Below are 22,449 nucleotides of genomic sequence, written 5' to 3' on the forward strand. Positions count from 1 at the left end.
TAAGCCGTCTTCGGGCGCTGCGAAGGCGAATTGTTGTACGCCGTGCAACAAGTAAGCCGTCTTCGAGCGCTGCGAAGGCGAATTGTTGTACATCGTACAACAATTAAGCCGTCTTCAAGCGCTACGAAGACGAATTGTTGTACGCCGTACAACATATAAGCCGTCTTCAAGCGCTGCGAAGGCGAATTGTTGTACGCCGTGCAACAAGTAAGCCATCTTCGGGCGCTACAATGGCGAATTGTTGTACGCCGTGCAACAAGTAAGCCGTCTTCGGGCGCTACAAAGGCGAATTGTTGTACGCCGTACAACATATAAGCCGTCTTCGAGCGCTGCGAAGGCGAATTGTTGTACACCGTACAACCGGCGTTCAGTTGGGAATCATGGTCATCATTTCGGAGACGAGCGGCATAGCATCGATATTCATTTTATTGAATATGGCCGATCATGACGACGAGGGCGTGCTGTCTTACAACGGACGTAATGCCGAAATGTCCATGTGTATTTGGAGGAAAGATGAAGTCCATTGGATTTGGCGAATCCTGAATGAGCTATTCATTTTTACAATGTACTAAGGCGCAGCTCATAAAAAAACTGCACAATCGGATGCTTTATCTTCACCTTCTCGGTCATGTTTAACATTCTCTTTTTTCCAACTCGTCTGTCCACCAAAGCTAAAATATTCAATAAGATATCATTGCTCTCTAGGCTTTCCTCTATAGAAGTAGATAAAAACTTATTGGCTACAACGGTAAAATTAGATTTACTTAGTGCAGACTGTTCTGACAAGAGCTTCTTTGCATGTTCTGATATTTTTCTATTTCTTACGATTACTTTTAGACGATCCTCCGGAACTATCCCCTTGGTTTCTGTTCTGACAGCTTCAATTTCTTCATTGTCGATAGGAATCCGGATGTCCGGATCATTCTTTATTTCCAGCTCCGTCTGATACCATCTGATTAAGGTAGTTTTATCACTCATATTGAGTACGTTCTTCTTATCTACCGCAATATAACACGTTCCTGCTTTATCAGGTAAATAACGGTAGCTGGTTGCACGGTATTCGACCCTTCCATATAACGCAGGACAGAGAAAACTCTCCAGTTGTTGCTTCAATTTGCTCCAGGACATGTAATCCTCCTATGCAACGATTAAACTTGCCGTCTATCGCCTTGAATATAGGCTTCTATATCTTATTGAGGCAAATCGTTCTATTATCCATTCTACAATAACCAACACTTCGATCATACTAATCACTCCACATGCCCCCTATGCGGGAACATAGGCTATTGGTTCCAATCAACCGCGGGTTTTGAACCTTATGGATTTTTCCCGGTGTTCGACGTAAAAAAACCTCCCCGAATGGGGAAGTTGAGGATAAAAAAGGGGGAGGGGCAACTTTTGCGCATATGGCAACCGAAAACCTTGCCTCAATCCTTATACGGATCAAACTCATCCGCTCCCGCCATGCAAACGCCGATCGGCTTCAGCACGTGCATGACTTCGATCGTTTCGGCATGGGCGTCCAGCACTTCCTGGAGCTTCCGGTAAACGAACGGGCTCTCGTCGGTGCCTGCGCCGCGGAGCTCGACGCCGAAGTCGCGTACGGCATTCAGCATTTGCGCCGTGGAGATTTGCCCGCCGGTGCGAGCTCGGGTTTTCCAGTTCATTTTGCCTGCTGCTTGCGTCCGGCTCATGATGCGGCCCGCTCCATGAACGGTGCTGCAGAAAGCTTCGCGATTCTCCGCGGTATCTTTTCCTCTCACGATAACGGATATATCGCCCATGCTCCCGCCAATAAAACCGATCTGCCCCGGTGCGGAAGGTGTCGCCCCCTTACGAACCACCACGACTTCTTTCCCGTCATGCGTCTCTTTCCAAGCGTAGTTATGATGGTTATGCACCTCAAAATCCGCTTCCGTTCCCAGAATCGACAGTACTTCCCGAATCACGTAGTCCCGTCCGGCATAGGCATAGCGACCGGCCAGCTTCATCGCGCGGTAATACATGTCGCCGAGTTCGCTGCTCAAGTCCAGCAATATAGGAGCTTGATCCATCTTCTCGCCGGGGGCGTTAGCCAGAAATTCTCTGCCGGCAGCAAGGTTGATGAAACCGCTCGCCGTCTTATGCCCGAAGCCCCTGCTGCCAAAATGATTCCCGATCCACACGCGGCCGGTTCCCGTTTCTTCAAAGATATCGACAAAATGGTTCCCGCTCCCGACCGTGCCGAGCTGATCGCGGGCCAGCGTTTTCAGCTTATCGTGAACTTGGTTGCCGAGCGCCTTATAAACGTCCCAATCCGGGTCATCAAAAAGGTCATGATCGACCTTCTCGTTATTGACGCGCCCTACTCCGAAAGAGATTTTGCGAGCGATATCGTCCATGATCTTTGCCAGTCTAGGCTTTACGTCTTCCACGTGCAGATGGGTCCGCACAGCCTTATTCCCGCACGCAATATCGTACCCCACGCCGGATGGCGAGATTTGCCCGTCGTATACGACGACTCCGCCGATCGGCTGGCTGTAGCCTTTATGATGATCCGCCATAAGCAGCGTTTGTACGACGTTGCCGGTTTCCGCACACATTTTTGCTTGAGCAAGCGCACCTTCGTCGGGTTTCCCCCAGACTAGTACGCCGTCTATATTTTGATAGGCCATAAGTTCCAACTCCTGTAATCAATGATTGTGGTCTAATCAGTTATATTATTACATCTCACTCTTCGAAAATCGATAATTACCATTACAAGATACAAACTAGGGTCTTTTTTTTGTTTTTTAACACATTACTGCTTAATGCTTGAGTTTGATCTTCTACGCGGCGTCTGAGAATTCAATTTTGGGATATTTATAGGGATCTATTTTATATAAGCACCAAACAAAAAGGGGTGCTTATATAAAATGCTTAAAATCATTCAAAAAGCAAAAAAAGTTGTGGAGAATACGGCCGCTTGGTGTAACTGGTTGTTTGAGAGCAAGTACGTCAGAAAGATAAGGAAATGCGTGGAAGTGATAGCGGTATTGGCTTTCCTATGGAACATAGTAAAAGGTGTAGCAAAAATTTCGGTATTCCTATGGCACTTGTTGAAATTAGTGCTTGGTCTTTAAATCTTACCGATGCTCCCGGGAGTCCTAAACACAGGCCCGGGAGCATTCTCCCCTACCCCCACACTTCGCTCAACGCCTCTCGAAACAATTCATCAAACCGTTCGTCCTGACCACCCACGGCGGCTTGCATATCGGATGCCATTCGTTCGTAGAAGGCGATTCTTTCCTCCAAAAATTCGTTAATCGGATTAATTTTCGGCTCATAATCCATTTCGTCGCCTGCCATTTTGCGCGCCAGCAGATTAAGGATAACCGTCTTAAGCTCGCTCCCCTCCGTCACTAAGCCGTCGACAAGCGATTGGAATTCGATCGGCGGCATCTCATTGTGCCTCTCGATCCACTCGCACGCCAAAATCGGACGAAGGACATAAAAATACTTCTTGATTTTCACTTGCTCGCCCTGCAGGTATTCCCGGTAGTTGCCTTTGGCCATGTGCAAATAGTGATGCATGCACGATCTGGGCGAAAAAGTAAGCGGCGAGATGCCGCGGATTTGTTTAGCAACCGAATAGTTTTCCATGTAAAGGATCGGCGACTGCAGCCACTCGAGCAGTGGCGGGTTGGATTTGCGGAACAAATTTAAGGCTTTTTTCAAATCCCAGCCGTTGATGTCCAGCATGTCGCTGATTGGGCGCTCGATCACATCCCGCTTCTCGAAAATGGATAGATACCAATCCATCGGCCTGATGTATATAAACCTTACGTCGAAATCGCTATCCTTGGACGGGAAGCCCCACGCGCGGCTGCCCGATTCGCATGCGTACAGGATCCGGACATTTTCTTCCTGCTCGATTCGTTTCAACTCTTCTATAATTTGCTGCCGCGTACCTGACATGCGTGTTCCTCCTATATTCATTCTATAAATAGGTTGACCAATGAAATTAAAGTTCCTTTCATTCTGTCTCCTCAACTTTTTCTTTAGTTCAAATCATCTAAATCCAAAGCCCCCACCCGTTCCGTCAATGTAGAATACCCTTGCACGGACTGCGCGATGTAGGAAAGCACGGTGTCGCTCCAGCCGTAAATGTAGAAGGTTTGCGGATCCTCCATCGGGACCATCGCATGCCGGTATGGCGCGATATCGACAATAAATGCCTTCGCATCGCGGTTGACCTTCGAGCGGTACTGCTTAAGTCGTTTGTAGAACGGGCTGCCGCTGTTTTGCTGCTCGTCGGTTATGATGATGATTTGATCCACTTTCTTCTGATCCTGGATAAGCTTACGCACCGGCGCCCCCGTATCCGTTCCACCGCGAGTTTGAATTTGCGCCGCCTGAGTCAGAATGCTGTCTTTGCGCGACGGTTTGGCATCGACGACCTCGGTATCGAACAGCCAGAACAGGGAGCTCCCCTGCGTCTTTTTGTACAAGGCCAATGCAAAAACCGAACCGATCTCCAAGTACCGCCCGCTCATCGAACCCGATATATCGAGGAAAATGGCCGTATGCTCGCCAAGCTCCGGCAGGTTGTCGAAGGTGAGCTCAACCGCTTCCCGCAATGCGTCACGAAGCTGCGGATGCTCGACCTGACGGAATGCTGTCGCCAACCGAAACGGCAGGATTTTGGCTTTCGTCAGTGCCTGTTTGTCGGTCAAACGGCTAACCATATAGTCCAGGTTCCGCCGATCCTCCAACACGCCGGCCCGCTGCAAAGCGTTCATATGACGGAGCATGGCGAACGTCGGCATTTGATAAAGCAATGCTTCCCAAACCGCCTTCGACGGTTGGATGGCGCCGGTAACGGTTTCGTACGGAAGCCTCCCGCGTTCGATCCACGCGATCTGCTCGTCTTCGTTTGGAGCAAGCTTTAAGTTTTCCAGCGCTTCGACTTGCGGCAGCAAAGCAAGGTTAGCCTCGAGTCCCCGCAAATAGCTGAACAATGCCTGCTGCTTCATGTCCTTCGGCTTCGGATGAGCGGTTGCGACGGCGTCCCCCAGGCTGTATCCGCGCCCGCGTCCGTTGTACTTGAGCGCCCAATATTCGGATACGCCGGCTAAGAAAAAGCTCACCTGCCGCTTGACCGCACGACCGCCCTCCCCGCGTCCCATCCCTTTCAGTATGGTCAGGAAATCGGATAAATCCGACGGAATCCGCACCACCTGCAAAAAAATCTTCGCAAACAAGTCCGGCCGAAAAACGGACAAAACCGCCAGGCCGAACAGCGGCTGCAGCCTCATAAAGCCTTCGTTGCGCGCGAACACGATCGCTTTGGCCATGAAGGTCGGGTTGGCGTCGGCCATCCCGTAATGGAGCTGCGCCGCATCGCTCATCAATTCGTTCCGATCCGCATAGAACGTGTTGCTCATCGTATTCGTCAGCAGCGTCTGCAAGTACTGCTCCTCCGCAGACCGCGTATAGGCAGGGTAGTTGTTTTTATTCAACGTATCCGGCTTCAGGGAGCCGAACAGCTTTTTGGCTATACTCATGACTATCATCCTCCTAAAAGCTCGTAAGCTTATGGTTAAAAAATACGGCGAGGAAAAAGCGGAATAGGTTTTTGCTGCAGGGGTCGAACCTGCCTGCGGCATACCGGCCGCCGCTATCCAATTGGATTGGCGGCTATGCTCGGAAGTGCCGTTTTGTCCGGGTAAATCCATTGTTCGATCAGCTCGAAGTAACCCATCCCTGCGCCTCGCCGGTTTATTCAATTAGTAGGGTAACGAAGCGAGGAAATTATGGAAAAGGCCGCTGGTGTCCTGAAAACACCATCAATACTTATCCCTAATAAGTCGAAGTAGCCCTTGCCGGCGCCTCGTTTCGTCATTCATTTGTGGAAGATCACCGAGGAAAAAGTTGATTTAGAAAGGCACAGACTGCTCTACCGCTGAGCTATTCCACCTTTACGGCGAAAGTTGGATTCGAACCAACGACCCGTCGCGTGGGATGCGAAGTAACCCTTCCAAGCGCCTCGGCGATCTTTTTGCTTACCTGCGCGTCTTCGTGTGTTCCCTACTCGCGTTCGGTTATCTTCACGAGTCTTCGTGTACACCCTACTCGCGTTCGATTGCCTTCACGAGATTTCGTTTGCTCCCTACTCGCGTTCGGTTACCTCCACGAGATTCCGTTTGCTCCCTGCTCGCGTTCGGTTACCTTCACGAGATTTCGTTTGCCCCTACTAGCGTTCGGCTGCCTTCACGTTAACGCATCGGCTTTGTGTGTTTATCTTCGCTTATTTTCGAACCGGCGAACATGGCGAAAGTATTACGACTATAAAGAAAGTTTCCATTCCGCCCCATTCGATCCCCTGCTACAATGGAGGAAGGTTGTTTTAAGAACGGAGGATTCGGATGGCCAAGGAGAGTTTTGATAAGGAGATTCAATTTCTGCGTTTGCTCGTGCTCACAAGCGGCGCATACAACAGGCAGCAGTTCGCGGAACGGCTGGGCATATCCGTCCACACCTTTGACAAAACGATCCGCCGGCTCAAGGAAATCGTCAGCTCCGTATACCAGCGCCTGCCGCAGGAGCAGAGCAAGGAATTCGCCGAAGCCATCCGGTTCAGCTATTACGACTCCACTGATCCGATGCTGCTGTTCCTGTTCCGCGCCAAATCCGTCAAAGAATCCGAAAGCCACAGAATTTCTCTGCTCCTCGGCGCCATGAACGACCAAGCATTAACGGCCATGGAGCTTATGGACATCTGCTGCGGCAGCCTGTCCTCCGATCTCCCCCAGCCCGACGAGAAAACGATCCGGTCGGATCTTAAATATTTGGAGGAAGTAGGCGTCATCCGAAGGGAGTCCGGCGCTCGTCCTTACCGGTACCGGGTGCAAAACGATCTGATCCGGCAATTGACGGATGAGGAACTAGTGGATTTGTATGATTTTGTCGATGTCATGGCGAATACGCAGGTGCCTTCCGTACAGGGCTATTTGCTGCGCGACGGCTTGAAAAAGCATTTGCTGCGCAATCATGCGGAGAAACACGCCATTGAGCCTTTTTTATATAAGTATCATTTTTACTCGCGTATTTTGGACGAGGCGCATTTGTTCACGCTGCTGAGCGCCATCCGGCATCGCCGCAAAGTCCGGTTTCTGTATTTCTCGCCGAAAACCGATAAAAGCTACGCCTCCAAAAATACGAACCCGCTGTTCGAAAGGGAGACGGAAGGCAAATGGGAAAAAACGCTTCCGCTTAAGGTTGTCTACGATCACCAATACGGCCGGTGGTATTTGCTTTCGAACGGCAGAGAGGGAATCCGCAAATACCGGATGGAAGGCATGACCCAGATCGAAGCGGATGAAGGCGTGGACGAGGCTATATTTACGGAGAAGACGATCGAGCTGGAGGACAAAATCCGCCATAGCTGGCTGATCGACACCGGGCGCAAGGTGAAGGTTCGGGTCCGGTTTTTCAATCCAGATTCGGTCGAGCCCAATTTTGTTAAGGAACGGGTGCTGCTGCAAGGACAATGGGGGCAGATCGTCGCAGAAGATGAGTATTCGTTTATCTATGAAATTACCGTTAACGGGACAACCGAAATCAAGCCGTGGCTGCGGAGCTTCGGCTCCAGCTGCGAGGTGCTCGAGCCCGCTTATTTGCGCCGCGAAATGATTGCCGAATGGAAGGAGATTCAGGCTTACTATGAATCTGTTTGAGAAAATATTCAACTACCAGATCATTTCCCGCCTGGAGGATTCCGGCACGTTCATGATCACCTCTCACGAAAGATCGTGGCTGAAAACGATGCTGGCACACCCCGCCGCAGCCAGAGCTTTCACGGCGGAAACGCTGAACAAGCTGCGCGCGATCCTCGAGCCGGATCAGGCGATGGATAGCTCCGATCACCTCATCCAAAAAGCGTCCAGCCTGGAAAAGCAAGTGTATCACCCGCTCCTGCGTGCACTGCGCCGGCATATTATGAACAAGAGCGGTATCCGCCTCACTTACAAGCTCAAGGACGGGCGCTTAAACCCGGATCATTCCGGGCTGCCTTACAAGCTGGAGTATTCCATGGTCAAAAGAGAATGGTACCTGCTTTGGTACCATCTAAGGAAACGGGCATTCATGAGCACCCGGCTGGCCAACATCATCTCCGTAGCGGAGGAATCCGTCCCGTCCGCCAAAGCCGATGACATCCTGTTATGGATCGGCCGGACGCTCGACTCTCGCAAAAGCGAGGCCGTCATCGAAGTCGTCCGCATGTACAATGCAGAGCTGTCCCGCATCCTGTACGCCTTCTCCAGCTTCGAGAAAGACGTCGAGTACGATTCGGAGAACGACGTATACAGAGTCAGGGTTTGTTTGCTCGGCGACGAATATGAGTATTTGCTTTCTAAGCTCCGTTTTCTGGGGAAGCGCGTGCGGGTCGTCGAAGGCGACTACTTGAAAAAGCGGATGTTGGAGTCGTCGACGAAGGCGCTGGAGCGGTATGGGGTAACTGCGTCTAACGAGGAGATGTTGGGTTAGGTATCCGTTAGCTCATTGAAAAAGAGCAACTGCCGTGGTTTGCATCTTTTTGGCAGAACAAACAGGCTACGGCTTATGCCGCTAGCCTGTTTATGGTTTTATCGTATCCGTTAGCTTATCCACGTTTCTTATTATTCGAAGAGGAACTGCTGGACCGGTTGGACACTATTCCAGGGATCGCCCGTCGAACCGCTGAACAATATCTCCCCCCACTGCTTCCTAACATTGATCTGCCCTCAAACAAAATGAAGGCGTAGCTTTAAAAACAAGTTTGCTACGCTTAGTTTCCTATTGCCATTTTTGAGTGTCCAGCGTAAGCTTTTCCTTCCACTTTTCGTCTCCCGCCTTTATATAGAGATGAGGCGTCTCTTCGTCCACCGCCTCCCGCATTCTTCCTCGAAGGCAAAATCAGCGCTGCTTGAGTGATACTGGGGTTGTGACCGGGGCTTCGATAAAGTCGAAGCAAAGATAATATGACAATAAAAGCAGACGATATGTGCTGTTTCCGCACCGTACAGCAAGAGATAATATAAAAAAAATAGGGAGGGCATGTTAGCTTCAATCGCATCTTTGCTGGCTATGGAACGACTTGCAGCAACAGGAAGGAGATCGATCGAAAAGCCCTTCCATCGCAAAACTATAAAAATTCAAACATCGAGGTGTATATAGGCATGTTATACCCGTTAAGTAACAAATTCGGAGCCATTTCATTTGATTCCGTTGCAGGAATATGGTCATGGACTGCAGATCAACGCTTGGTCATGGAATCCTTTTCGCTCGTATGGGAAGTAGATGGCTCCCAGATCCGCTGTCTGGAGAAAACCAATTCGGTCGAAATGAATCAAGGCAAAGACTTGCATGGACGATACTCGGAACTTGTTGCCGATTGCGGCGCCTCAGGTACGGGGAAGAAGTTTGCGATTTCGTTCCGGTTATATGAAGAGGAATGCTTCTTGACAATAAAAGCCCGTGTCAAAAATGTCGGAAAAACAGTCATTAAGCTCGGGAAATGCCATTTATTGCACGAGAGCGGCAATATTGATCTTGGCGAAAAAGCCGAAGAAACGGTGGCGCTTTGTCAAACGGCTTGGGTTCTCGATAATTATGTGAAAAAGCTTTATTCTGAAAACAACTGTCACCGGAGCAAAACTGTCGGTTTGCTGTATAATCGGTCCCATAAACTTGCATTCAACTGCAGCTTTATGACCTTTGACAGAATAAATACGGAGATTGAATACAGCACGTCCCACAACAAGATTCATGTTGATGGTTACTGCGACTTTGATGGTTATGAGCTTCAGCCGGATCAGGAAATCGAGTCCGAAACGATCGGGTGCGATTGGTCATACGATCCTTACGCGTCTTTGGAAAATTGGGCAGCGAAGGTGGGCCATTATTACAAACCCCGGATAGCCCCGAAACCGTCCGTCGGCTGGATCGGAGGATGGACATGGAAGGACGGTTTTACCCAACAAACGTACGAAGAACTTGTGCTGGAGAATTCCGCCGCCATTCAAACGAGACTCGAAGGGTTTGATGTCACGAATATCTGGGTAAGCATCGGCAATTTAAAGCATATGCTGCCGGGAAACTGGACAGCATTTAACAAAACAACGTTCCCCCACGATTTCGAATGGCTTGTTTCCAAATTGGCGAAAAACGGACAACGTCTTGGCTTTTGGGTCGCTCCTTTCTGGATACCGGACAAGCTGAGTCCCCTGTTTGAAGAACACAAGCACCATCTGTTAAAAAGGCAAGGAGAGTTCGTCAAATGCGATTCCAGGTGGAGGTTCGGGAAGTCCGGGGATTTGCCGCCTGACGAACGGGTTGGCTTCTATTGCCTGGATGGAAGTCATCCCGATACGGTTGACTTTTTGAAGCGAACCTTTGAATTTTATCAGAAGCTGGGGATCAGGTACTATATGATCGATTTTCTTTATGCGGGATCGGGCTCGACCCCGGGCCACTTCCTCTATGATGAATATTTCGACCGCTCCAAGGTGAAAGGTCCCGAAGTATACAGAGAGGCTTTGAAAACGATCCGGGAAGCTGCAGGCGAGGATGCGTATATTTTGTCTTCGACCGGAACAACATTCCACAACATCGGTTGTGTCGATGCTGTAAGGGTTGCCCCCGATTGCGGTGAAGGACGTCCGCTTATTAAAGGGATGAATGAATACCCTGCCATGTATACGATCAATACGTGGAATTTGATTCGAACAGTATCGACCACAATGGCCAACACTTATTTTACGGATCGAAAGTTGTATTATAACGACGCTTTCAATGTGATGACCATCGATAAGCCTATTCCTTTGAACGAAGCGATGATCACGGTCAGCATGTTTGCTTTATCAGGCGGTCCCGTGATGCTCGGGGACGATATTGCGACAATTGGCGAAGAACGGCTTGCGCTTATCAAGAAGGCGCTTCCGCCATACAACAAGATGGCAAAACCGGCAGACTTGTTTGACGCCGTATATCCGGATTGGCCCAAAACATTCAATTTGAAGGTCGAGAAGGGCTGGGACGAATGGAACGTTATCGGCGTCTTGAATACCGAACCTACGACCGTAAAAATGGAGCTCCCGCTGGACAAACTTGGGTTGGAACACGGCCCGACCTACACCGTGTTTGATTTTTGGAACGAGATGTATTTGGGTGAAATAAAAGACCGGCTCGAAGTCGAGGTGCCCCCCCATCATATCCGGGTATTTCGAATAGCCAGGTCGAGGCCGCATCCTTGGCTGATTGGGACCGATATGCATGTAACCCAAGGAGGGGTCGAAATCGAACGGCTCGAGTGGAATCCGAACAAACGCTATTTGAGCGGCGTATGCATCCGGCCAAAAGGGGAAACGGGGAATTTGTTCTTGAAGCTTCCGAAAGGGTGGAAGCCCGTTCAATATGAAGGGCTTCAAACCGCAAAAGTCCCAATGGATAAAAGCTTAATCGTCCTCAAACCTTTGGCGTTTCGAACGGAGACACTCACTTGGCGCATTGATTTCGAGCCGGAAGACGAAGCGGAATTTCACAACTTGCTGCATGTCGGGGAAGAGAGAGTCATTTTGGAATGATAAAATGAGGCTGCCGGGAAACGTTCCGATGGTCAGATCCCGTCAAGCAGGAGAAAAAAGAGCGCTCATGCGGCGATCGTTTTCCGGTATTCCTCCGGAGAGCGGTCGCTAAGTTATTTATCGCTGTCACGTGTTAAACGTGCATCAATATCATGGTCCTTTATAATAGTAACAATACGCTTGCTAAAATATATATAAAAAAGCCCCGAAGGGCTTCATCTTAAACAACCACCATGGGAAGCCAGTTTGCACCATTGTCTGCTGTATTAATCCAACCGATGCGAGTTGCATTAGGGTCGGACGCTTTAAATATAGTTCCTGCCGGCAATTTTGTGCTGTTAGTTGGAGCGGCAGTAGCTTTATAACTGTAAGCAACCTCAATTGCACCAAACAGCGGCGTCGTTATTCTTGAGTTATTATCCAAAGTTAGCGTCGCTTGACCGGCAGAATAGTATTGTTTAGCCCCATTGTCCGATGTAATTTTTGCATTTGTAAATGCTACATTTGCTTTATAGAACGATACCCCTTTATTACTACCATTAATCGCAGGCCCCAAGTAAAACTCTACATTTTCCACAGTGAAGTCAACACTAGACAGTTGGCTTGGAATTCCAAATGAAATCCCCCCATTACCGGAAAACACAATTCTACTTGTTCCATCTGCATGGCCAATTAAGCGAACTCTACCAACACCACGGGTTTTTGAATTACACAAATAAACGGTTCCGTTTATTTCGTAATCTCCTGACGGTAATCGAATAATGACATCATGAACTAACTCCGTATCGTAAGCTAATGTTGTTAAATTTACTAAATTAGTCGTGTTTGTCGTGGCATTACCTGTGTTTGTTAACGTGTTATCCTGTGTCTTTTTAGAAAAGTCATTCATTATGAATCTGATAGGATTTTCAAATCGGAAATTAGATAAATAAGTCACTTCTGTAGCCAAAATACTCTGATCAAGAATGGTGACGCTTTCAGCAGAGAATAGTTTCCCCAGTGATAATACATAAGTCGCACCCTTCTTATTATGATTCCATAACCCTGAGATTGTAGTAGAATGACCACCGTCAATTCGTATTAAGTGGTCTGGCGGAGTTGTGGCGTTGCCGATGGATAATGTCATAAATCCATTAATAGTCAATCCTTGTGCAACACGGACTTTCATAATGCGAGTAGAACTTTCAGCACCGCAACCATTAAAAGCTACACCTCGCGCAATATCAATGTAGTACGGATACGCTGCTACACCATTACCCGTGTCATTAATGATGTGATCTGATGCACATGAGTTGAACGTCATATAGGTTGACTCACCGAACCAGTAACCGAACTCTGTATGTTCTAAAGCATAGCAACTATTTAATGTCACAGAAGTACATACACCTGAATCATTAGTCCCGGGCCCTGCGATAACAATTCCGCGCGGAGAATAAGCCGTTTGAAGTTGCTCAAGCAATGTCACATAGGTTGCTAGACGAACACAGTCTTTCTTTGCAACATAGAATTGGCATTGGCGAATAGCCATATTCGGGTAATAGGCGTCTGAACCTTTTAGAACATAATGACAGTTTGGAGTTGTTTTGGTTGGTCCACCCCAAACCGATAAGTTTTCAAATTTCTTATACAGCCCACCGCCTTTCAATAGAATTGCGGCTTCAATGGTAATATCTGTGCCTAAATCCACTTTAATAGACGTTAAGTTAGCCGTACCGCGAATAGAGATAGGATCTAGGTAAATGCTTCGTGTTGGTGCAGGAATAACTAAACATGCGGAGTCTGTGGCATCGTAGGATTTCCAGCGGTACTCTACTACGGGCTTTGGAACAACTAACTCACCACCGCCACGCCCGTGCAGGTAGTTAATAGCAGCCTGAAATGAAGGTCGATCATCGTAGACACCATCTCCTTTTGCGCCGAACATCTCTACGGTAACTTCAGAGCATTCCAAGCGAATCCATCGACCAGTAGCAATTCCGGAAACTTGAAAAACTGTACCACTATTTGCTGTAGATGTATTTGCAGCATCCCAAATAAAGTTACCACCACCCTTATACGGATTAAGTTCGATAAAAATGTCGGGTGAATGATAACCTTTTACAGCAACACGCATACCGTTTTGCGGTGAAATGATGGCCAGCATGTCGGAAATGGAATCAACACAGCGATTGCAATCATTAACCTGCTGCTGTGATACCCCGCTTGAATCCAAAATCGCGCTCGCTGGATGCGCCCCAGCCATATCACGACCTGCCAGCTCGTTATGCGTGATCAGCTCAAGCTTCTTCGCTATTCCTGGGGGAATTTCACTCTTGTCGTTAGACCCTCCGTATACGGTATCGGCAACCGATGAATCCTTTTTCCCGTAAGCCGTTGACGATCCCCCGAGTATGCTGCCCGCGGCTAAGGCCACACCGGCCATGCCGAAGGACGTTAGCAGCTTTCTGCGGCTTATATGGATATCAGGCTCCTCCGGTCGTTTTTCAGTCAAAAAAGGATATGAGCCATTACCTTCACCAACGGCGACATGTGTATTCTCAAGCTCAAGCTGATTTTCAGAGGTTGCACTGGCTAATTTCGCTTTTTCAATTTCCGTTACATTTGCGTCAGTCATGATTTATCCTCCTCCATCTAAATCAGGTAGCCGAATGGGACAAATGGAAATCCACGTTCCGCCCCGCAGCCACCTAAATTTTTCAAACATACCGTTCGCGTCCATTTGCAACCGCTTCCAAACCACCCTCTTATATGATTCTTACTGCGTGGTGACACATCCCCCCCTTCAACGACCGCGCTATCACCAGGGCGGAGATGACTTCCGCCCCTCCGGCCCGATGTATTAAAGCTTGATAATCTGCTCGCTATACGGCAGATCTTTGCGGAAATCCGGCATTTCCATCATCCGCCCTCCGTTCATAACAGATAGCTCGGATAACAGCGCCACAGCCGTCCACTCGCACGCATCGTAGACATCGATCGCCGGCTTAACGCCGCGCAGCGCCGCATCCACAAAGTCTTGCACGATGAAAAAGTCTCCTCCCCAATGCCCCGTCTGCCGCTGCCCTTCGGTCGCTGTCTTATACCGTTCCGGCAAGTATTCGGAGTAGTCGGATAGCGGCCTCCATTCCGGGTCGCGCCCTTCCTGCTGGTCCGACTTGAGAAACAGCTTGTGCGTATCCCCCAGTCCACGCGGAGCCTCGTAGCAGCCTTGCGTGCCTTGCAGCGTGTAGTAGCTCATATTGTGCGGCCGTTCCGAAACGACATCTAGCCGCAGCTTGATCAGCTTGCCGCTCTCCAGTCTGCACAGCGTAAGCGAAGTATCCTCCTGCCGAAGCTGCGGCGCGGTATGCCAGCCGCTGCCTACGCAGCACACTTCCTTGATCCGGTCGCCCTTGAACCATTGCATGACCGGTCCAATGCTGTGGGTCGGGTAGAACATGCCCCGCTTGCCGTATTGCCAGTAGTTTCGCCAGGACGTCTTCCGACTGCTGTCCTGCGACCCCTCGAATCGCCGATTGAAGCCGGACACAAGCCGCTTGATCTCGTGCAAATATTCGCCTTCGCCGAAATACACCTCGCCGAACAACCCTTGCTTGACCATGTTCGTAATGAGTTGGACTTCCGGAATGTAGCAGTAATTTTCCGCCATCATATATACCTTGTCGTGCTTCTCCGCCGCTTCCTTCAGCCACCACAGTTCATCCATCGTGACGCCGGCCGTCACTTCGCACAGGACGTGCTTGCCCGCTTCTAGCGCCTGGATCGTCTGCTGCAAATGGAGTTGCATCGGAGTGGCGATGACGACAGCGTCAATGTCGGACTCCAGCATATCTTCATAAATTCGATACGTATGCGGGATGCCAAAGCGCTCGGCCTGTTCCTTCAGGACGCCCTCATGCAGGTCGCACAACGCCACCACTTCCGCATCCGGTATCGCTTGAAAGCCAAGCAGCGTGCTAAGTCCTCTCGCGCCGACAATTCCTACTTTAAGTGTCATAGTCTCTCGCACCTCCTTAGCCTCCTGTTCCTGCGTGAATGTTTTCAACTCCACTAACCGGTTCATTCATCTAATGCTCCTTTGCGTTTGCTCACTGCTACCATAGCGGGCAGAGCCGGTTCATTCAATAGCACTTTCTTTGAAACATCGAACTATCTACAAGTTGGACAGAAGATTTCTTTAGAGCGAAGCAAAGCCAACCCCTGTATCGAGGCCGGCTTTACTTGTTCTTCTGCAAAATTACACGTTAGTTTGCTGCTTTGTATATCTCAACATCATCAAAATAAATGATCTCCCCTGGCTTGAAGGTTGGGTCCAGTATAACCGTAAACCGCACTTGTATGACTCCCGCAGGCAGAGTAAATTCGTATTCAAACGGAACCCAGCCTCCTCTTGAGAAATTAGCTGCCCGTCTCTTCGGAGCAAGTATCGTATTGGGGCCGCTAGCATTGTTACCTAAAGATGACGCCCATGCTAGGCGTACAACAAAGCAAAGTCAACCCCAATGTCGGGGTTGACTTTGCTTTGTTTCGTGAATTCCGCTCATGCTCGTCTACGCCTGTGTGTTGTCCTCCTGCAATGGCCATTTGGCCGCCCACGCTCTTTTTTTCGTCCAATCTTCAGAAAGTTTAACGCTTCAAAGAATGATTCATGCCCGATTTGCAGATAGTTCGATGTTTCAAAAAAAGTGCTATTGAGTGAAGCCCCCTCCGCCCGATATGGTGGCAGTAAGCAAACGTAAAAGGAGCAGAATGATGACGAACGAGACTCACTCCCCCGCCGTTCGTACGCAACGGGCAACGGTTCAAAGATTTACAAGTTCATTCCACGCGTACTGGAAGTACAAATATTTAACGCTGCTGTTTTTGCCGGCCATCGTGTATTACGTCGTGTTCCACTATATTCCGATTTATGGGGTCATCATCGCATTCAAGTCGTACAAGTTCAGTCTGGGCATCTGGGGAAGCCCCTGGATCGGACTGGAGCATTTCCGAGACTTGTTTGCGGTTCCGAGCTTCTGGCAGGTATTCCGAAACACACTGCTCATCAGCTCCTACAAATTCGTCTTCGGGTTCCCGATTCCAATTGTGTTCGCACTACTGCTGAACGAGATTCGACAGGCGTATTTCAAGAGATTCGTGCAGACGGTTAGCTACTTCCCGCATTTTCTCTCATGGGTCGTGCTGGCTGGGATGGCTATTGCGTTCCTCTCGCCATCGTCGGGTCCGGTCAATCTTGTCCTGCAGGCGCTTGGCATGAAGCCGATCTACTTTCTCGGCAATCCCGAATGGTTCCGTACCGTGCTCGTCGCCTCGGATATATGGAAGGAGCTTGGCTGGAGCACGATCGTGTACCTCGCCGCCATCGCGGGGGTCAACCCGGAATTGTACGAAGCGGCGACGGTGGACGGAGCCGGACGGTTCCAGCGCGTATGGAGCGTGACGCTGCCTGCAATGACGCCGGTTATCACGATTATGCTAATCTTCGCCGTAGGGCGGCTCATTAGCGACGACTTCGACCAGGTGTACAATTTGCTCAATCCGGCCGTGCTAGGAGTCGGCGACGTGCTCGGCACCTATACGTACCGCATGGGTTTGGTCAATATGGAATACAGCTTTGCCACCGCCGTCGGTTTGTTCCGCAACCTCATCGCGTTCGCGCTCATTCTCGCGGCCAACTATATCGCCAAGAAAATCAACGACTACGGCTTGTGGTAAGCAAGCGCATCGAAAGGAGAACACCCCATTGCTTGCGAAGCGAATGACCTGGTTTGACTGGGTGAACAGCTTGTTCATGATTGTATTGTGTATCGCTACGATTTACCCGTTTCTTCACATGCTGTCGGTATCGTTCAGTACAGGCAGCGTGAGAATGGATACGTTTCATTTGATCCCGCCGGAAATGACGTGGGCCAATTACAAAAAGGTACTGTCGAACGATTTCATGATGAGCGGCTTCACGAACACCTTGATCCGAACAGTATTAGGGACAGCCCTGTCGGTTCTCTTCACGATCTTCACGGCGTATCCGCTGGCGAAGCGATATTTTCCGCACCGGACATTTTGGACCTCCCTGATCGTGTTCACGATGTTTTTCAGCGGCGGTCTGATCCCGAACTACTTGCTGGTGAAAGGGCTCGGCCTGATGAACACGACGTGGGCGCTCGTGTTGCCCGGCTTGATCAGCACATTCTCCATGATCATAGCCCGCAACTACTTCATGTCGCTGCCGGAGACGCTGGAGGAATCCGCGAAGATTGACGGGGCGAATGAAATTGTCATTCTGTTCCGCATCATCATCCCGATCTCGATGCCGATTATCGCTACGCTTATCCTCTGGAGCGCGGTAGGCCATTGGAACGCCTGGTTCGACAGTATGATCTACATGACCGACTCTCATAAGCACGTCCTTCAAGTGGTCATGAGACGCATCGTGCTGGAAGGAACGCAGGATATGCTGGACGTGAATAAGCTGAGCGACGATCCGAACCAGGTAGTCAATCCGGACACGATCAAAGCCGCTACCGTCATGGTCTCGGTCATCCCAATCATTCTGTTCTACCCGTTCCTGCAAAAATATTTTGTCAAAGGCGTTCTTGTCGGGTCTTTGAAGGGTTAGATGCAGTGCACAACATTTGCGAGTATCCAGCTTGCGAATTTGATGCTATAAATTTATTGAGGAGGGTCACACCAATGACAAACAGAACGACTAAGACGACAAAGCTTACCGCAACCGCCATCAGCCTGATGCTTGTGCTCCTGGCCGGATGCAGCCAAAGCAGCACCAACACTAACTCCCCATCTCCTAGCGGAGAAGCGCCTAAAGCGGCGGAAGGAGATAAGAACGCCGATCCGGCGGCGCCAAAAGCAGATAAAACATACAAAATATCATGGGTCACAGGCCAATCACAACCGGTCGACGCGAACGCCGAAATGATCAAGTATTGGGAAGAGAAGCTAAAGATCGATCTGGATGTCTGGAACATCGAATCGACGAAATACGCCGATCTGCTTGGGCTGAAGTTCGCTTCCGGCGAAATTCCAGACCGGATGCTCCTCAGCGGGTTCTCCAACCTGCAGAAATACGCAAGTCAGGATATTTTGGCCGAAATTCCGCTCGATATGTTGAAGAAATACGCGCCTAACGTCTACGCCATGACCGAAAAAAGCTTCCCGAACGCGTTCAACTACGCCAAAGTAAACGGCAAAATATACGGCATTCCGCGGCTGAGCTTCTACAGCACCTTCCGGTCGCCGATCGTCTGGAGAGGGGATTGGCTGAAAAACGTCGGCATCGACAAAGCGCCGGAAACGCTGGACGAGTTTGAGAAGGCGGTCTATAAACTAACGAAGGAAGACCCGGACAAAAACGGAAAAAATGACACCTATGGACTTTCCACCACCGCTCTGCCCCTCGTATATGGAGCATACGGCTATCTGCCGGAGGTTTGGGCGGAGAAGGATGGCAAGCTCGTCTATGGCGGCATTCAGCCGGAAATGAAGGAAGCGCTGAAGCTGCTGAGCAAATGGTATAAAGACGGTGTCATTGATCCGGAGTTCGTCACCGGAGAAAATAAAGGCGGCTATTGGGCGCTTTCCCACGCCTTCATCAACGGGCGGATCGGCTTGAGCTCCCTGGGTGTGTACTACCACTGGAAGCCGGTGTTGTTCGAAGGGGACGGCGCCTCCCACGATTATTTAGAAGTGAAGAAGGTTAATCCGCAAGCGGCCGACTCGCTCCTGCACGGCATGCCTCCCAAAGGCCCGAACGGCAAGATGGGCGTACCGCAAAATAGCATGTTGAGCGGCGTATTCATTTCCTTTGGCAAGCAACTGGAGAAGGAACCGGACAAGCTGGCGAAAATTTTGCAAGTCATCGAAGCGATCAGCGCGACATCCTATGAGAACTATGTAACGGCCATGTACGGCATCCAGGGCAAGCATTGGGATTTCGACAAAAATCAAATCCCTGCGCTGAAAAACAACCTGCAGACGCAAGACTTGGAGAAGATGGGCGCGAATAGCGTCATAGAGTCGCTGGAGCTGCCTGAATATACGCAGAAGCGAGTTGGAATCGCTTCCAAGTGGGCGGAGGAACATGGCTTCTCCAAAGGCGGCATGGTCAACAAACTGTTAGCACCGCTGGCTTCGGAAGGCAAGTATTTGGCCGAGCTGAACAAGATGCGCGAGCAATACTACATTTCCATCATTACTGGGGACAAGCCGATTGATGCATTTGATGAATTCGTGGCCAAATGGAAGTCGAGCGGCGGCGATCAGCTGACCAAAGAAGCGAACGACTGGTATGCGCAAGTAAAATAAAATCCGCTAGGGAGCACCCCTGACCAAGCCGGTCAGGGGTGCTCCGTTACGAGTGCTTTACAGCCGGATACGTTTGGCGTACTATTTAGGTTACTAACAGCATGATAGCCTATATTCTATGTCTATGAGGAAGGTGGAGCACATTGAAACTGCTGAATCGCTTTCGGACGGTTCCTTACAAGTTGTTTCTATCCTTCACCGTATTGATTGTGCTAACGACCTTGATCGTTGGAACAACTTCTTCGATTTATTTCACCTCCAATTTTAATGAAGAGATTGAGAATATTCATGCCGACATGCTGAGCCATACGAGCGAGATGATCGACACCAACATCCTGCAGAAGGCGGAGAAAGTGTACGTCGATCTGGCGATGAACCCCGATCTCGCGTTCTTGTTCGATAATCCGATAGAGGGCAACACAGCCAAAATCCTCGATGCCCAGCGCAGCCTGAACAATGCGGTTCGACTGTATCCCGACTTGTTGGAGTCCATATCGGTATATTACCAGAAAAACCAAATTGTATTATCCTCCCAGCAAGGGATTACGTATTTGAACGATTCGACCGAAAAAATTATTGTGGATACGAACTGGATCAGGCAAATGGATCAGTCGAAATCAACCGGAATGTGGATCGGGACTCGTCTGGTCGCCGCAGACCTTGGTGGAAACACAGGAGGCGCGAAGCTGTTCACCTATGTCCGAACGTATCCGTTTGCCGTCACTGCAGAACGCGCGCAGGGCTATATCGCGGTGAACATGAAGGAAAGCGCCCTTAACAGCGTCATTCGCTCCAAGAGCTCAGCGGACCGAGGACAGTTATTCATCATCGATCGTCAGGGAGAGGTCATTTCCTCGGATAACAGCCATTCTCTCAGGGAGAGCGTAAGTCCGGCGACATTGGAGAGTATGTTCCGATCCGGCGATACTATGGATAGCTTTATCGACGAGGAAGACGGTGCCCGTTCATTTGTCTCGCATACGACCTTGTTTACGACCGGTTGGAAGTTGGTCAAAATTACGTCGGTGGAGCAGTTTTATAAGAAATCGTCTTCGATTCAGCGTACCCTGATCATCATTTGTCTGATAGCCGTCGCGGTAGGCCTTGCGCTCGCCAACTTGTTTACCGTGAACCTGTACAACCCGCTGAAAGCACTGCTGCAATCGTTGCGCCAATCGTTCGGACCCGCGGTCCATACGCCGACAGGCAAGACGTTGAACGAGTATACGTTGATTAATGAAACCATTCGCAGCTTGTCGGTCAAAATGACGGAGCTCGAAACAACGGTGGAGGAAAACCGCCCTGTCATCAAGCATCATTTTGTATCGGATTGGCTGCTTCGGGCAAATGGAACTCGGGAGGAATGGGAGGAACAGCTGAACTATTTGCAGATCAACATGGGCGGGCCGTTCTATTGTGCGTTATTAATTCAATTCGATGAACGGCGATTCGATGCGCTGCAGATGGAGAACAAGCAAATTATCATTTACAACCTGATCCGTGAGCTGGAAACGATAGAACTGGACGGCTTGAAATGTCTGGCCGTCTCCTCCTCGGAGACGAGCATCTCGGTCATCGCTAACGCTCACAGCCCAGACGACGCCGATCTCCATGCGGCGATCCGGCAGGTGCGCGCCTATGCGTCGCAACACTTTCTGATGGAGCCGAACGCGGCGTCAGGAAGCTGGACGGGGGAGCCCTTACACTTGCGGCATTCGTACAGAGAAGCGCAGGACTACATGTCGTTCAGCTATTTTCACCCGGAATTGAGCTGGTTTCCGGACGCTGTATTCCGAGAGAAGGAGTGGAATACAGGGCCCTTCCCCGATACCTTGAACCGGCGATTCGAAGAAACGTTGAAGGAACGGGATTACTCAGGGGCGCTTGCGGTTATTCAGGAGGCGGTTCAGGAGCTGAAGACAGGGATGTATCCGGCGGAGCAAAGCCATGTCTATTGGAAGAGCTTCGTAGCTGTCTATCATGCGTTCGTCAAAGGCGCGCATCTGAAGTCGGAAGACATTCTAAGCGAAGAGAAGATCCGGCAGTTCCAGAATATCGGCAACATCGACGAGTTCCAGGAATGGCTTGCTCAAGTCGTGCGGCTCACGTTCGCCTACATGGACGACCGCAGCTTAAACCGCTCGGCCGAGATTGTAGAGCGCGTGAAGACGTATATCCAGCAGCATCTGGATCGCGATCTTAGCCTGAATGCGGTGGCAGAGCAGGTCCATCTGAACGCGAGCTACGTCAGCCAGTTGTTCAAGGAAGAGAGCGGAATCAACTTTGTCGATTACGTAACCAAGCTGCGGATGGAGAAAGCCGCCGAGCTCATCTTGACTACCGCGATGACGTTGGAACAAATAGCCGAGCAGATCGGTTACAACAGCGCCACCTATTTAATCAAGAAGTTCAAGCAAACCTTCGGCGTCACGCCCAAAACGTACAAATATAACCATACGTTATCCGGTTCAGAGTAAATCCAGATAAGCCGTCCGGCAATGTGCCGGACGGCTCTTTTATTGATGGTCACGGTGTAGTTGCCGTC

General features: G+C 50.0%; 13 protein-coding genes. 7 read left to right on the forward strand and 6 right to left on the reverse strand.

The genetic code is table 11. The features are described from left to right. Positions 1-558 precede the first annotated feature (558 nt). The 4 genes from DQG23_RS31760 to DQG23_RS31780 all read right to left on the reverse strand — a co-directional run bounded on the left by DQG23_RS31760 (position 559) and on the right by DQG23_RS31780 (position 5,525). Entirely contained in the window at positions 559-1,128 is a 570-nt protein-coding gene (locus tag DQG23_RS31760) for an SF0329 family protein (protein ID WP_113035062.1), read from the reverse strand. A gap of 299 nt (positions 1,129-1,427) precedes the next feature. Then, complete coding sequence (locus DQG23_RS31765; protein ID WP_113035063.1) at positions 1,428-2,654, reverse strand: RtcB family protein; 1,227 nt, start codon at positions 2,652-2,654, stop codon at positions 1,428-1,430. A gap of 499 nt (positions 2,655-3,153) precedes the next feature. Next, on the reverse strand, positions 3,154-3,936 hold the full coding sequence (locus DQG23_RS31775; RefSeq protein WP_113035065.1) for a nucleotidyltransferase domain-containing protein: 783 nt from the start codon (positions 3,934-3,936) through the stop codon (positions 3,154-3,156). 83 nt (positions 3,937-4,019) lie between these two features. Next, positions 4,020-5,525 carry a TROVE domain-containing protein gene (locus DQG23_RS31780; RefSeq protein WP_113035066.1) on the reverse strand — a complete coding sequence of 502 codons (1,506 nt, stop codon included), beginning with the start codon at positions 5,523-5,525 and terminating at the stop codon, positions 4,020-4,022. A gap of 861 nt (positions 5,526-6,386) precedes the next feature. Here DQG23_RS31780 and DQG23_RS31785 point away from each other — a divergent pair. The 3 genes from DQG23_RS31785 (at position 6,387) to DQG23_RS31795 (ending at position 11,585) form a co-directional block, all read left to right on the forward strand. After that, positions 6,387-7,697, forward strand: coding sequence for a helix-turn-helix transcriptional regulator (locus DQG23_RS31785; protein ID WP_113035067.1), 1,311 nt, complete (start codon positions 6,387-6,389; stop codon positions 7,695-7,697). Beyond that, the gene (locus tag DQG23_RS31790; RefSeq protein WP_113035068.1) at positions 7,684-8,508 is read left to right on the forward strand and encodes a WYL domain-containing protein; all 825 of its coding nucleotides are present in this window, start codon (positions 7,684-7,686) and stop codon (positions 8,506-8,508) included. The genes DQG23_RS31785 and DQG23_RS31790 overlap by 14 nt, the downstream gene beginning before the upstream one ends. A gap of 761 nt (positions 8,509-9,269) precedes the next feature. Further along, the gene (locus DQG23_RS31795) at positions 9,270-11,585 is read left to right on the forward strand and encodes an alpha-galactosidase (protein ID WP_238178146.1); all 2,316 of its coding nucleotides are present in this window, start codon (positions 9,270-9,272) and stop codon (positions 11,583-11,585) included. Positions 11,586-11,805: 220 nt separating this feature from the next. On the opposite strand, the gene DQG23_RS31800 is transcribed toward DQG23_RS31795, so the two are convergent. Both DQG23_RS31800 and DQG23_RS31805 read right to left on the reverse strand, forming a co-directional pair. Next, positions 11,806-14,199, reverse strand: a complete 2,394-nt coding sequence (locus tag DQG23_RS31800; RefSeq protein ID WP_113035070.1) for a hypothetical protein — start codon at positions 14,197-14,199, stop codon at positions 11,806-11,808. A gap of 225 nt (positions 14,200-14,424) precedes the next feature. Next, positions 14,425-15,582 carry a Gfo/Idh/MocA family protein gene (locus tag DQG23_RS31805; protein ID WP_158560800.1) on the reverse strand — a complete coding sequence of 386 codons (1,158 nt, stop codon included), beginning with the start codon at positions 15,580-15,582 and terminating at the stop codon, positions 14,425-14,427. A 755-nt stretch (positions 15,583-16,337) separates the two neighbouring features. Here DQG23_RS31805 and DQG23_RS31810 point away from each other — a divergent pair. The 4 genes from DQG23_RS31810 (at position 16,338) to DQG23_RS31825 (ending at position 22,381) form a co-directional block, all read left to right on the forward strand. Continuing rightward, complete coding sequence (locus DQG23_RS31810; RefSeq protein ID WP_113035072.1) at positions 16,338-17,300, forward strand: ABC transporter permease; 963 nt, start codon at positions 16,338-16,340, stop codon at positions 17,298-17,300. A 28-nt stretch (positions 17,301-17,328) separates the two neighbouring features. Beyond that, a complete protein-coding gene (locus DQG23_RS31815; protein WP_238178139.1) occupies positions 17,329-18,201 on the forward strand; it encodes a carbohydrate ABC transporter permease in 873 nt (290 codons plus the stop codon). A gap of 74 nt (positions 18,202-18,275) precedes the next feature. Continuing rightward, the gene (locus DQG23_RS31820; RefSeq protein ID WP_113035073.1) at positions 18,276-19,904 is read left to right on the forward strand and encodes an extracellular solute-binding protein; all 1,629 of its coding nucleotides are present in this window, start codon (positions 18,276-18,278) and stop codon (positions 19,902-19,904) included. Positions 19,905-20,047: 143 nt separating this feature from the next. Continuing rightward, the gene (locus DQG23_RS31825) at positions 20,048-22,381 is read left to right on the forward strand and encodes a helix-turn-helix domain-containing protein (RefSeq protein WP_113035074.1); all 2,334 of its coding nucleotides are present in this window, start codon (positions 20,048-20,050) and stop codon (positions 22,379-22,381) included. The last annotated feature ends 68 nt before the right edge of the window (positions 22,382-22,449 follow it).

Source organism: Paenibacillus contaminans, assembly GCF_003285015.1.
In the GTDB taxonomy this organism is placed as follows: Bacteria; Bacillota; Bacilli; order Paenibacillales; family NBRC-103111; genus Paenibacillus_V; species Paenibacillus_V contaminans.